The following is a 12,528-nucleotide window of genomic DNA, read 5'->3' on the forward strand; positions in this document are numbered from 1 at the left end:
CACTGGACAGCCATCATTGTTCTTCCGATTCGAGCGCCGTCAGGACCTCGTCATCCACATTCCAGTTCTTGAGGATCTTGATGATGGTGCGGCTGGTGAAGCCGGCGCGGGTCAAGGCGCGGAAGATGCGGGCGGCCTGCTTCTGATCGGAGGGCTTCTTCAGGTTCTTGCGGCGCAGGTAGGCGCGCGCAAGCTGCTCTTCGTTGCTGTCCGCGTAGGCGGCCGAGACCGCCTTCCCGATCACCTCGCCATGCACGCCCTTCGCCTTGAGGTCGGAGATCACGCGCATGCGGCCGAACTTCTCGTTGTCCCTGCGATAGCTGGAATAGGCCGTGGCGTAGTCGGTGTCGTTCAGGTACTTCTGCTCTTTGAGCTTGATGACGACCGCTTCGACGAGCGCCTCGCCGTTCTCGCCCGCAATCACGCGCTGGCGGAGCAGGCGCTTGAGTTCGGCGACGGAGCGCATCTTCCGCCCTAGCGCTCCGACGGCGTACTCGTAGAGCGCCGCCGCATCGGAGGTCTTCTTGGTCCGGAAGGGCACGGGCAGAACATATCACGGCTGCACCCAATCGGAGGTTTTGCTCACCGACAGCCCAGTGGGCAATGTGGTAAGCAGGTGCGTAGTGCAAGTTCTCAAGCCCGCGAACGGGTGGAAGGGCCACTAGGCCCTCAAGCGGAAGGGGTGGAGCAGGCCTTTAGGCCTGCACATTGCCGGTGTTCTTATGAGGCCCGGCTTTAGCCGCTGAGGTACTTATGACTATTCCTTACCGGGGTGAAACGGGCCACGGTACTTACTTCATCACCGCCTCGGCTTACATGAAGAAGAACCTGCTGCAATCCGAGCGAATGGCCGATCTTTTCATTGAACTGCTGTACTCATATCGGGAGCAACAGAAATACCTCTTGCACGAGTTCGTGGTAATGCCGAACCACTTCCATCTGCTCATGAGTCCGATCGTGACTCTCGAGCGTGCGATGCAGTTCATTAAGGGTGGATTTTCTTTTCAAGCGAAGAAGAGATTCGGTGTCACCTACGAAATCTGGCAGACAAGCTTTTACGACCATCGAGTTCGCGATGCAGAGGAATACGAGCAGTTCCGAAGGTACATCCATGAAAACCCCGTCCGGCGCGGCTTGGTCGAAAGAGCAGAGGATTGGCCATTTGGTTCGGCCAATCCCAAATTCCAGAAAGATGAAGTCCCTCAGCGGCTAAAGCCGGTCGATGTCTTGGCCGCTAGGATGCAGGCCTGAAGGCCTGCTCCACCCGGGTTGCGGCGACCGGCTGTCCTAACGAATTACGCTTGTCCCAAGCAGGCTGCGGTAGCGAAAAAAAACGCGCGCCGAAGCGCGCGTCCAAGCGATTGCCTCTGAGGTCTAGTGTCCGAAGCCGGCCTGCTGCATCTCGTCGCGGGCGGCATCGCCGGTGGAGCTGATGCCCTGGACGCGCAGCTTGAAGTCGTCCGGGTTCGACGCGTTCTCCAGCGCCGTCTCGTAGGAGATCAGGCCCTTGGAGTAGAGATCGTACAGCGATTGGTCGAAGGTCTGCATACCGTACTGCGAGACGCCGGCGGAGAGAGCTTCCTTGATCATGCGCGTCTTCTCCGGGGTGATGATGCACTCGCGGATGTACGCGGTGGTGACCAGCACCTCGACCGCGGGCACGCGGCCCGGACCGTCGGCGCGCTTGACCAGGCGCTGACTGACGACCGCCTTGAGCACCGCGGCCAGTTGCAGGCGGATCTGCTTCTGCTCCGGCGGCGGGAAGACGGAGATGATGCGGTTGATGGTCTCGACCGCGTCCAGGGTGTGCAGGGTGGAGAAGACCAGGTGGCCGGTCTCGGCGGCGTGCAGCGCGGTCTGGATGGTCTCCAGGTCGCGCATCTCGCCCACCAGGATGGTGTCGGGGTCCTGGCGGAGGCTGGCGCGCAGGGCGCTGCCGAACGAGGGCGTGTCCACCTCGACCTCGCGCTGGTTGACGAATCCCTTCTTGTCGCGGTGCAGGAACTCGATGGGGTCCTCGATGGTCATGATGTGTTCCGGCCGCGACGAGTTGATGCGGTCGATCATGGCCGCCAGCGTCGTGGACTTGCCGGAACCGGTGACCCCGGTCACCAGCACCAGGCCGCGCTGCTCCTCGCAGATCTGGTCGAGGATCCTCGGCAGGAAGAGCTCGTCGAGCGGCTTGATCTTGGTGGGAATGACGCGGAGCACCAGCCCGACGTTGCCGCGCTGCTGGAAGACGTTGACGCGGAAGCGTCCCAGGCCGGCCACGCCGTACGCCATATCGAGCTCGGTGTTCTCTTTGAACTTCTGCTTCTGGCGGTTGGACATCATGCTGAAGGCCATGTTCAGCATGTCCTCGGCCGAGATGCGTGGCTGGTCGGTGAGAGGCACCAGTTCGCCATCCACCCGCACATGGGGGAAGTTGCCCACCTTCAGGTGCAAGTCGGAGGCCTTACGCTCCATTGCGATCTTCAGCAAATCATCAATATGCATAGCTGTTCTCGTCTAGGGGAGCTATTCCGGTGGGGTGAAAAGTATCACGTTCCGGGTGCAGAGTACAGAGTGCAGCGAAGGAAAAAGGGCGGCTCGGCAGCCGCCCCGCTCGGTACTTGGACCTCTGGACTCGGGACTTATTTCGGCGGCTCCCAAGGCTCGTCGGCGCTGCCCCCGTAGATGCTGGGGACCTTCGATCCGAGCGGACGGAGGTAGGCCGCAAGCTGGCCGCGGTGGTGCAGGCTGTGCTTCTCCACAAAACTGAGGAAGAAGTAGGCCGGGAATTTGAAGGCGCCGTAGAAGTCCAGCACCTTATTGAGCTGTTCGGGGCTCATCTTCTTGACCCGCTCGATGGCAGTCGGCAGCTCCTTCGAGTACCACTTCACCATCTCCGCGATGGTGCCTGGATGCTTGTAGCGCTCTTCCATGGAAAAAGCGCCATCGGCGATCTCATGCAGGAACTGGACCTCGACCTGGACGATATGCCAGGCCAATTCCCCGGCGGTGCGGGACTTGGGATCCGGCCGGTAGTCCTTCTTGTTCTCCAGGACGGCGGCGAGGACTTTCTTCGTGGTCGCCATCTCCTGGGTGATGCTCTCCACCATGAAATCGCGGTACGCGACCGCGAAATCAGTGCTGACTGCAGGGGTTGCGGTGCTCATAGATCCTCCTGGCTGGTTGTTCGGACAGTGCGTCCTCTCAAGAGACGATTTCCTTGCGAATGGGTTTCAAATCTTATACGAAAAAGAATCGGGGCGCAGTGCATGCGCCCCGCTGGGTGGAGATGCTGAGCTCGTCAGGCCGTCACGGGCTGGCGCGACGTGACCGGCAGAGGCGTGAACCAGTTGTAGCGGTCCGGCGCCTTGCCCTGCAGGATGGCAAAGAACTCCTTCTGCAATGCCTGCGTGACCGGTCCCGTCTTGCCGTTCGCGACGGTGATCTTGTCGATGGAGCGGATGGGTGTGATCTCGGCGGCGGTGCCGGTGAAGAACACCTCGTCGGCGATGTAGAGCATCTCGCGCGGGATCACCTGCTCGACCACCGGGATGCCGAGGTCCTTGGCCAGGCGGATGACGCTATCGCGGGTGATGCCGGGCAGCACCGAGTTGCCCAGCGGCGCGGTCAGCAGCGTGCCGTTGCGGACCAGGAAGACGTTTTCGCCCGAACCCTCGCTGACGTAGCCGTTGGCGTCCAGCGCGATGCCCTCGACGTAGCCGTTCACGATGGCTTCCATCTTGATGAGCTGCGAGTTCATGTAGTTCGCCCCCGATTTCGCCATCGCCGGCATAGTGTTGGGGGCCAGGCGGGTCCACGACGAGACGCAGACGTCCACGCCCTCGTCGGCCTTGCCGGTACCGAGATACTTCCCCCACTCGTAGTTGATGATGTACACCTCGATGGGAGAATTGAACGGGTTCACGCCCATCTGGCCGTAGCCGCGCAGCACGACGGGCCGCACATAGCAGGGAACGACCTTGTTGGCGGCCAGCACCTCCACCATGCCGCGCACCAGTTCATCGCGGGTGAAGGGAACATCCATGCGGTAGATCTTGGCCGAATCCAGCAGGCGCTGCATGTGCTCCGGTGCGCGGAAGATGCCGGCGCCGTCCTTGCGGGCGTAGCAGCGGATGCCTTCGAACACCGCCGAGCCGTAGTTCACCACGTGGGACATGACGTGCAGGGTGGCGTCGTCCCAGTTGATCAGCTTCCCGTTGTGCCAGATCTTCTCGGTCTTGTTCATCGCCATGCTAGGCGCTCCTTGGGGGATGGTGGTCGCAGCTTTGGAGGACTACTGGATTAGACGGGGATAAGGGCCGCCGGAGACAAGAAAAATTTCCCCCGTACGGTGCCGGCACAGCCAACCCGGGGATGAAAATCTTCCGCACTGCAGTCGGAGGAATCACCCGCCATTATACGGGCGTATCGAGATACGTCACAACGGAAAGTCGAGGCGCTTGGCGGGCGTGAGCGGAGCGGGAGCCCGCCGCCGAGACCCTGAGGCCCTGCGAAGGGTCTTCTGATCCCCACCATATAGGCTTCTCGCCCACTCTTGTCGCGCTCCATGTTTGTCATCCTGAGCGAGGGCTTCAGCCCGAGTCGAAGGACCCCTACCTGCACTGAAAATCACAGACAAATGCCGGGTGCCCCACCCAAGCCCGCTTTTGGCGAACGGTGGGGCACAGCTGCTAAGCATCCAGACGTTTATCAGCGCGTCTCCTTCAGAAGACCCTAATTACAGTGACGATAGACTCAATGGGAAGTGGGATTACAATCGTGAAAACATTCTCAACAATATCTGCGGGCCTGGTCCGGGAGGCTTCTGTCGGCCATGACTTCCAAGCGCAGACTGCTGCAAATTACATTCGTCGTTTTCGTCGTCCTGCTCCTCGGTGCGGCATCGATGAGAGCCTACGGGATTAGTGCGACCTGGGTGTCGAAGGCGTTCTGCAATCAGCAGGAGTGCTTTGTCTTTGTCGATCAAGAGTACGACGGCTGGAGCAAAACCTATCTCGGCAATATTGGGATGATATTCCGTTCATTGATGGGCGGTGCCACCGCCCCGACACAGATGACGCATGCGGTCCTTGTTTTCCGGATCACGCCAACAAAGATCGAGACTTACCCAGTCCATGAAGGACCGTTCCCAGTCCTGTTCTGGAATTCGACAATATATTCAATGAGCAACAAGGGGGATCTCAAGTGGGCGGGCACCCATTTTGAAAGATTGACTCCTGAGGAGATGGTGCCCTACCACGACGCTATCCGGACCAACCATGCGTTGGCCGGAGAATTTTCCAATCAGGATGGGTGGTCGGCAAAGTATCTCAATGTCAACCACGACTGGCGGGTCAATCTCGGGGGGCAGGAAATAACGATTTCAATGAGTCTCACAGGGACTGATGGAGTTTCGATTGATGTAGCCGGGGTAAAAGACCGGCCTCGTGGTTCCATATGGACACTGGATATGGCCTTCAGGAAGGTGACGGAATCTAAGTACCGCGAGATCTTTGGACCGTCTTGAAATCAAGACGCCGGGTGCCCCTCGATAACAGCCGGGTGCCCACCCAACCCCGCTCCTTGGCATGGATGGGACGACGATCGAAAATAATTTCAGGTCGGGTGGCCCAGATGAAAGGCGCCCACAGGAGCCAGTTTTGCTCGACTGGGACGCGCCCCAAAATAAATTTCACTCTCGTCCTTTCATGTGCAATCCACTAAGCCGCTCAGTTTCAGCCGCTTAGGAAGCCGTCTGTATAGCTTTAAGCAATGTCAAGCGCGGTGTTTGCGCCCGTCGTAAGCTGTTGATTCCGCTGCCCTTCGCGTTCCGCACCTCCAGCTCCACAACTCTTCGATTTGCTACTCTGGATGTTGAGCCGCTTTGCGGGTGTGAGCGCAGCGGGAGCCCGCAGGCGAAATCCTGAGCCTTTGGCGAAGGATCTTTGGTAGCGCGCCGCGCGCGCGCCGCTGCCCCGTGCAGCCGATCTTTGAAATTGTGTGTGTTGATCGTTTGGCCGGCCTTTCCGCCCGGCTCCTACTAACGACTAACTACCAGCTACTAGCTACCACATACCCCACATATCTCCGCCCTTAACCCCTTTAGACCGACATATCGAGGGGGAGGGGGAGGGGGGCTGGATCTGTCGCGGGGTTTCCTTCGCGCACCTTTGTGCGACCTTCGTGTTCTTTGTGGTGAGGTCTTTCTTGCAGACGGCTCCTGATCCCCTTGATATCAGTAGCTAAGTCCTTTATCTGAACTGATGACCGGGAGGGGGTAGGGGTCCCTCGACTCGGGCTGAAGCCCTCGCTCGGGATGACAGATGGAAAGCTACTGCCCAGCGGTGCTCCTGGCTTGGGCCGCGGGGGCGTCCACGTGGAAGAAGCGCGCCGGCTTGGAGCGCATCTCGGGCATGGCGGCGAAGGGCTTGGCGTAATCGTTGCGCGCGTTCCAGAACAAGAAGCCTATGCCTCCCCTGTCCTTGGCCACGCTGACCTGGGTCTCGATGTAGGCGGGCGAGTAGGTTTTCGTCTTCCAGCCGAAGGCCTGCAACCACGGCCGCAGCACGACCGCGCTGCCCTCGGTCACCTTCTGGAAGCGCTCCATGGACTCGGAGATGAAGTGCTCGGGAGCGTCGCCGGGCAGAGCGTATCCGTCCATGCCGAAGAAGTGCGAGGGATAGATCATGGGCGAGAGCACATCGCAGTGCTTGGCCATTTCCACGATGTCCTGTCCGGTGTGCGAGAGGTCTACCGGGCGTTGCCAGGCCATGACGCCAAAGACGTCCAGCGAGACCAACACGCCCTTGGCGTGCAGCTCCTTGTAGGCGCGGGCCAGAAAGTCGCTGATCACTTCGAAACGTTTCCACGCGGGATGTGTCTTCTCGAAGGCGAACTGCGCGTCTTTCTGGTCGCCCTCGGCGGGGAAGCGCACGTAGTCGAACTGGATCTCGTCGGCGCCGGCGGAGGCCACGTACTTGGCCAGCCCGATGTTGTAAGCCTGGACCTCCGGCTGCGATGGGTCGCTCCACACCAGCTTGCCGTTTTCGCGCCAGGGCTCGCCGCCGCGGCGCGAGCGCACCGCGAACTCGGAATGGTGTTGCGCGATGTTGTCGTCGCGGAACAACGCGATGCGAGCGATCGCGTGCATGCCGTTCTGGTGCAGGAAGTGGATGAACTTCGGCAGGTTGCGGATGGGCGGGCGGTGGCCCTTGGGCACAAACGCGTGCTCGAAGGGCACGTTCACCGAGCCGTCGCTATCTTTGACGTCGAAGACGATGGCATTGCCGCTGACGTCGTGCCAGTGGCGGATCAGGCGGATGCCGTTATCGCTGCCCGCCATGCCGCCGGTCAGGTAGATGGCGTGGACCTCGAAATCGCGGGCGCGCGCGATGGGGTGCTCCACGACCGGCTCGGCTTGAAAGCCGGGGATGACCAGCACCTCGCCGGGCTTGGGCGCGCCGCTCTTCAGGCCGCTGGCTTCGCGGATCGCTGCCTCGAGTTCGAGAGCGGTCATGTACGAAGTTCGCGACAGCCACGCGCGCGCGACGGTGGTGACGCTCTCGCCGCGCTTGACCACATGTGCGTCGGGACGTCCGGCATCGGCCGCCGGTTCGACCGCGGCGGGCTGGGAAAGGCTTGGCGTCTGATGGGGCGCGGGCGGGCTCTCACTCGCCATCTCCGGGATCTCGGCGGCCACATCGGAGGCTTGTGCTGTGCCTGCAGCGGGCGGTGTCGGCCGCCGCGACAACGCCATCGGCTGCGGGATCAGCGTGTCTACCCAGAGCAACAAGCAGGCGAAACAGATCAGTGCAGTGAACGCCGCGAGAAACCGAAGAGTGGGGTGCTGGACCATGGATGCGCTGTTGAGTCGGGGGATTGCGCCGATACTAGCACGCCCAGCAACGACTCGGATGGTTACCTTAGACGCAGACCTTGACCACCGGGATGCGACATCCGGCCCGCCGTACCGGCTCCGTGGAGCTCCCGAATCGGTACCTGCCGGGCAGCGTAACCAGCTTCCGCTATGTAAAATCGCTTGGTAGCGGTGCTGTGCTGGAGGGGTTATGAACACGCGATCTGTTCTCGTACGCGCCTTGGCCATCGTACTGACTTTGTCGTTTGTGGTGACGGAGTCGCTTGCCCAAGCGGAACCGGTGCTGCCCGATCCCGGCAACGCCGGCATGAGCCGGGACCAGCAGATCCAGCTCGGGCAGAAGGCGGTGGGCGAGGTCTATCAGCAGATGCCGGTGCTGCCCGACTCCAGTCCGGTCACGCAGTACGTACAGCAACTGGGGAAGAAGCTGGAGCGCGTCATCCCGCAGCAGAACTCCTGGCCGTACCAGTTCCATGTCATCCAGCAGAAGGAGATCAACGCCTTTGCCGTTCCGGGGGGCCCGATCTTCATCAACGTCGGCACCATCACGGCGGCGGATAACGAGGCCGAACTGGCGGGCGTCATGGCCCACGAGATGTCTCACGTCTATATGCAGCACTCGGCCAAGCAAATGCAGAAGAACACTTTGCCCAGCATCCTCGCCGCTGGGGGTGAGATCCTGGGGCAGATCTTCGGGGGAGTGACCGGAGCGATTGCGAGTATTGGAGGTCAGGTAGGTGGCGGTCTGCTCAGCATGAAGTATTCGCGCGCAGATGAGGCTCAGGCCGACGCCGTGGGCGCCATCATCGCGTACAAGGCCGGCTACAACCCCAAGTCGTTGGCCGAGTTCTTCCAGAAGCTGGAAAGTCAGGGCGGCGCGCCGCCGCAGTTCCTGAGCGATCACCCGAGTCCCGGCAACCGCATCACCGCAGTGGACAAGGAGATCGCGAACTGGCCGCCGGAGAACTACCAGGCCAGCAGCCAGTCCTTCACCCAGGCCCACCAGCAGGCGCAGGGCGTGACGGCCTACACCGGGCAGCAGATCACGGACGGCGCCAAATCCGGCCAGTGGGCAAGCCAAAACAAGAATGGCGGCGCAGCGCCGGCCGCTGTCGCCACAGGCTCCGCTCCGGCCGCACCGGCTCCTGCCAGCGCCAATCTCGGCGCGGTGACCCTGCAGCAGGTCAGGCCGAGCAAGACCCTCATCCCCATTGCCAGCAACAGCGTCTTCACGATCAAGCATCCGGACAACTGGCAGACCACCACGGACCAGCAGAGTGGCTCGATCACGATCGGCCCGCCGTCAGGGGTCTCGCAGGGCACGGTCGCATACGGAGTCATGATGGGCGGGTACTCGCCGCAAGGCGGAGCCAGCCTGAGCGCGGCCACGCAGCAGCTGGTGCAGGGCATCACGCAGGGCAATCCCGGCATGAGGCAGACCTCGGGGGCGGACAGCATTCGCGTGAACCGCGTGCCCGGCATGTCTGTGGACCTGAGCGGCCAATCCCCGGTGCTGGATTCGAGGGGCGCGCCGCTGCCGGAGCATGACTGGCTGGTCACGTTGCAGCGTGCCGACGGGAGCGTGCTTTACGCGGTGTTCGTCGCGCCCGAGCGCGACTTCGAACAGTTGCGGCCCACCTTCGAGAACATGCTGCGCACCCTGCGCCTGAAGTAGTGACGAACTGGATTCCCCGGGCCGCTGCCTGCGCCCGTAGCCACCGCCTTTTCCATGCCTTTCCGCCCTGCGCCAAGAATCCGTGAACTTTTTCCGGGCTGGAACGTACTTCTAAGCAGGCAGCAAGAAAGTGCAGCGCGGCCGACTAACCAATTCGCGCGGCGTCCGTCAAAGAGATTGTAAGGAGGTTGCGATGAGCGGGAAGTACAACAAGATCGTGGACAACATCGGTATTCGCGTGGCGCTGAACACCGCTGGTTTCGTGCTATGGCTGGTGGCGTCGTATGCGCTGTTGCGTGCGTAACGGCAGGGGCTTGGCCGCCGCCCTGCTTTCGCCCTACTTCTCCATCGACGCTGTTTCCGCCCGGGCGGAGTAGCGCGATTCGACGTAACCATTCAGGATCTGGATGAATTCAGCAACGATATTGTCGCCCTTCAGAGTGGTCATCAACCGGCCATCCACGAAGACCGGCGCCTTGGGCTCCTCGAACGTGCCCGGCAGCGAGATGCCGATGTTGGCATGCTTGGATTCTCCGGGGCCGTTCACCACGCATCCCATCACTGCGACCTTCATCTCTTCGATCCCCGCGTAACGCTCCTTCCACAGCGGCATCTGCTCCCGCAAGTACGTCTGGATCTGCTCTGCCATCGCCTGGAAGAAGGTGGATGTCGTGCGCCCGCATCCCGGGCACGCGGTGACCTGCGGGGTAAAGCTGCGGATGCCGAGCGATTGCAGGATCTGCTGCGCGACCAGGACTTCTTCGGTGCGGTCTCCGTTGGGCGCAGGCGTGAGCGAGACGCGGATGGTGTCGCCGATGCCTTCTTGCAACAGCACCGCGAGCGCTGCGCTCGAGCCCACGATTCCCTTTGCGCCCATGCCCGCCTCGGTCAGACCGAGGTGCAGGGCATAGCCGCAGCGCGCCGCCAGCGAGCGGTACACGTCGATCAGGTCCTGCACGCCGCTCACCTTGGCGCTGAGGATGATCTGGTCCGGCCGCAGGCCGTATTTCTCGGCGAGCTTGGCCGAATTGAGCGCGCTGAGCACCATGGCTTCCATCGTGACCTCGCGCGCGTCTTTGGGCTCGGCCAGGCGCGAATTGTCGTCCATGAGCTTGGTCAGTAACTGCTGGTCGAGCGAGCCCCAGTTCACCCCGATGCGCACCGGCTTCTGGTTCTCGACCGCGACCGCGACCATGGTGCGGAAATTGTCGTCGTCCTTCTTGCCGATGCTGACGTTGCCGGGATTGATGCGGTACTTGGCTAGCGCTGTGGCGCACGCGGGATATTTCTTCAGCAGAATGTGTCCGTTGTAGTGGAAATCGCCGATGATGGGCACGCGCATGCCCTGCTTCTCGAGCCCTTCGACGATGGCGGGCAAGGCGGCCGCGGCGGCGTCGTTGTTGACCGTGACCCGCACCAACTCCGAGCCGGCGCGCGCCAGGGCCGCCACCTGCCGGATGGTGCCGGGGATGTCGGCGGTATCGGTGTTGGTCATGGATTGCACCACTACTGGTGCATCGCTGCCCACGCGCACTCCGCCGATCACAACGGTTGCCGTCTTCCTGCGCTTGATTTCAGCCATCAGAGTCCTAGTTTACCAGCCCGGAGTGACGCCGGTCACACCCTCCCTGGGGTAGTACCCTTCGGGAAAAATTCGGCTACACCCTCCTGGGGGCTGTGTGGGGCGCGTGTGTTTTTACCGCTAGAGTCCCCGCACAGTACAATTCTGTGTTGAATGGTGGAATGGCTTAAGACTCACGTGTTCATCGCCGCGTGGGCTTCCCCGATACTCGCTCTCGTTGGATTGATTCTTCGGAAGTCCTCTGGCGATTCGACGCTAAACTGGTCGCGCGTAATTCTGTACGTGGGATTTCTCAGTGGTTTGGCCATACTTGTCACACCAGGGGTGGAGCCACTCGTACGCGGTGCCGCTTTCAGTCTCGTGGCAATGGGGTTCGGGTTCTTGATGCAAGACAGCTATCGACGATAGTTCTTTCACCGCCAAGGAAATCATCGATCCCCAGAGCTACCTTCTGACGGGGTTCACCTTGTAATTCTTGTTTTCCTTCTTGGTCAGGTCGATGGGCACACGACTCGTCGTCATAGCCTCTACGAAGAACCGGTTCATCCACAGAACTTCTGTTCGAGTAAGATCCTTGCCCTTAGTATCACGGGTATGTGTCTTAATCGTCTTCCTTTTCCAACCTTCGCCCTTAGTCAGCGCTGAGTTGTAGAGCGGGTTGTCATACCCGCTCACGAGGACCATGCATTTGGCTCGGCAGCACAGTTCGAGCAACTCCTCGTGAAACTCCTTGTCGTTTGCATCTATCTTGTATTTCGTATCTCTGTTCATGAGGTACGGCGGGTCCAAGTAGAAAAGAGTAGCCGGACGCTTATGGAACATTCTCAAGAGGTCTCGCGCGTCTTTGTGTTCAATGCGAACGTGTTTCAGCCGTTGCACGACCTTGCTCAGGCGCTCCGGTAGCGAATTCCACCGACTAACGCGAGCTTCTTGTCCGTTCCGGGTATAGGACTGAGAATATGAAAAACCACTATGCCTGACCCCCTGGCCATTGCTTCCCATCGCACCATTTACAGTCATCATGCAGGCCACGAGAAATCTTCGCGCACGCTCCAAGTCGCTGACAGCGGCAGTTCGCCTGTATGCTCGTTCAAACTCTTCGCGTGCATAAGGCGTCAGTTCGATCTGCCGGATGAGTTTAGTGGGGTGGTCTCGAAGCTGGCGGAAGACATTAACTATCTGCAGATCAGCATCGTTTATGACCTCAATCGGGGCTGCTTTCTTCGCCATTGTTACTGCTGCTGAACCGCAGAAAGCCTCAACCCAAGCGTTGTGAGGCGGAAGCATTTTCGCTATGTGCAGCGCCAAACGTTGCTTTGACCCAAAATAGCCAAAAGGGCTTTTGACGAATCCCTCAGATGATTGACGAGCACCCTGCGCTACTGAAGCCTTATTTGGCATGTT

General features: G+C 60.7%; 10 protein-coding genes. 3 read left to right on the top strand and 7 right to left on the bottom strand.

Going from position 1 to position 12,528, the window contains the following annotated elements; all coding sequences use genetic code 11:
* Positions 1 to 13: 13 nt before the first annotated feature.
* A complete protein-coding gene (locus LAN37_08015; GenBank protein ID MBZ5647149.1) occupies positions 14 to 466 on the bottom strand; it encodes a RecX family transcriptional regulator in 453 nt (150 codons plus the stop codon).
* Between the two features lie 287 nt (positions 467 to 753).
* Between LAN37_08015 and LAN37_08020 the strand changes: the two genes are divergently transcribed.
* Positions 754 to 1,251: a transposase gene (locus tag LAN37_08020; protein ID MBZ5647150.1), complete on the top strand. Its 498-nt coding sequence runs from the start codon at positions 754 to 756 to the stop codon at positions 1,249 to 1,251.
* Positions 1,252 to 1,374: 123 nt separating this feature from the next.
* Here the strand turns inward: LAN37_08020 and LAN37_08025 are convergent, their stop codons facing one another.
* The 3 genes from LAN37_08025 to LAN37_08035 all read right to left on the bottom strand — a co-directional run bounded on the left by LAN37_08025 (position 1,375) and on the right by LAN37_08035 (position 4,243).
* Entirely contained in the window at positions 1,375 to 2,496 is a 1,122-nt protein-coding gene (locus LAN37_08025; protein MBZ5647151.1) for a type IV pilus twitching motility protein PilT, read from the bottom strand.
* A 137-nt stretch (positions 2,497 to 2,633) separates the two neighbouring features.
* The gene (locus LAN37_08030) at positions 2,634 to 3,158 is read right to left on the bottom strand and encodes a DinB family protein (GenBank protein MBZ5647152.1); all 525 of its coding nucleotides are present in this window, start codon (positions 3,156 to 3,158) and stop codon (positions 2,634 to 2,636) included.
* 134 nt (positions 3,159 to 3,292) lie between these two features.
* Complete coding sequence (locus tag LAN37_08035; protein MBZ5647153.1) at positions 3,293 to 4,243, bottom strand: branched-chain amino acid transaminase; 951 nt, start codon at positions 4,241 to 4,243, stop codon at positions 3,293 to 3,295.
* Between the two features lie 582 nt (positions 4,244 to 4,825).
* On the opposite strand from LAN37_08035, the gene LAN37_08040 reads away from it, so the two are divergent.
* A complete protein-coding gene (locus LAN37_08040; protein MBZ5647154.1) occupies positions 4,826 to 5,518 on the top strand; it encodes a hypothetical protein in 693 nt (230 codons plus the stop codon).
* A gap of 804 nt (positions 5,519 to 6,322) precedes the next feature.
* Here LAN37_08040 and LAN37_08045 read toward each other — a convergent pair.
* Positions 6,323 to 7,846 carry a hypothetical protein gene (locus LAN37_08045; GenBank protein MBZ5647155.1) on the bottom strand — a complete coding sequence of 508 codons (1,524 nt, stop codon included), beginning with the start codon at positions 7,844 to 7,846 and terminating at the stop codon, positions 6,323 to 6,325.
* A gap of 211 nt (positions 7,847 to 8,057) precedes the next feature.
* On the opposite strand from LAN37_08045, the gene LAN37_08050 reads away from it, so the two are divergent.
* Complete coding sequence (locus LAN37_08050; GenBank protein ID MBZ5647156.1) at positions 8,058 to 9,542, top strand: M48 family metalloprotease; 1,485 nt, start codon at positions 8,058 to 8,060, stop codon at positions 9,540 to 9,542.
* A 337-nt stretch (positions 9,543 to 9,879) separates the two neighbouring features.
* Here LAN37_08050 and ispG read toward each other — a convergent pair whose 3' ends face one another.
* Positions 9,880 to 11,124: a flavodoxin-dependent (E)-4-hydroxy-3-methylbut-2-enyl-diphosphate synthase gene (gene ispG, locus LAN37_08055; protein ID MBZ5647157.1), complete on the bottom strand. Its 1,245-nt coding sequence runs from the start codon at positions 11,122 to 11,124 to the stop codon at positions 9,880 to 9,882.
* 444 nt (positions 11,125 to 11,568) lie between these two features.
* Positions 11,569 to 12,525, bottom strand: coding sequence for a DNA adenine methylase (locus tag LAN37_08060; protein MBZ5647158.1), 957 nt, complete (start codon positions 12,523 to 12,525; stop codon positions 11,569 to 11,571).
* Positions 12,526 to 12,528: the final 3 nt, after the last annotated feature.

It is taken from the genome of Terriglobia bacterium, assembly GCA_020073495.1.
In the GTDB taxonomy this organism is placed as follows: Bacteria; Acidobacteriota; Terriglobia; order Terriglobales; family Acidobacteriaceae; genus JAIQFD01.

What these genes read in the sequence shown, in the direction of transcription:
- LAN37_08015 (MBZ5647149.1), bottom strand. Translation starts at nt 466, where the DNA reads ATGCGCTCCGTCGCCGAACTCAAGCGCCTGCTCCGCCAGCGCGTGATT.
- LAN37_08020 (MBZ5647150.1), top strand. Translation starts at nt 754, where the DNA reads ATGACTATTCCTTACCGGGGTGAAACGGGCCACGGTACTTACTTCATC.
- LAN37_08025 (MBZ5647151.1), bottom strand. Translation starts at nt 2,496, where the DNA reads ATGCATATTGATGATTTGCTGAAGATCGCAATGGAGCGTAAGGCCTCC.
- LAN37_08030 (MBZ5647152.1), bottom strand. Translation starts at nt 3,158, where the DNA reads ATGAGCACCGCAACCCCTGCAGTCAGCACTGATTTCGCGGTCGCGTAC.
- LAN37_08035 (MBZ5647153.1), bottom strand. Translation starts at nt 4,243, where the DNA reads ATGGCGATGAACAAGACCGAGAAGATCTGGCACAACGGGAAGCTGATC.
- LAN37_08040 (MBZ5647154.1), top strand. Translation starts at nt 4,826, where the DNA reads ATGACTTCCAAGCGCAGACTGCTGCAAATTACATTCGTCGTTTTCGTC.
- LAN37_08045 (MBZ5647155.1), bottom strand. Translation starts at nt 7,846, where the DNA reads ATGGTCCAGCACCCCACTCTTCGGTTTCTCGCGGCGTTCACTGCACTG.
- LAN37_08050 (MBZ5647156.1), top strand. Translation starts at nt 8,058, where the DNA reads ATGAACACGCGATCTGTTCTCGTACGCGCCTTGGCCATCGTACTGACT.
- ispG (MBZ5647157.1), bottom strand. Translation starts at nt 11,124, where the DNA reads ATGGCTGAAATCAAGCGCAGGAAGACGGCAACCGTTGTGATCGGCGGA.
- LAN37_08060 (MBZ5647158.1), bottom strand. Translation starts at nt 12,525, where the DNA reads ATGCCAAATAAGGCTTCAGTAGCGCAGGGTGCTCGTCAATCATCTGAG.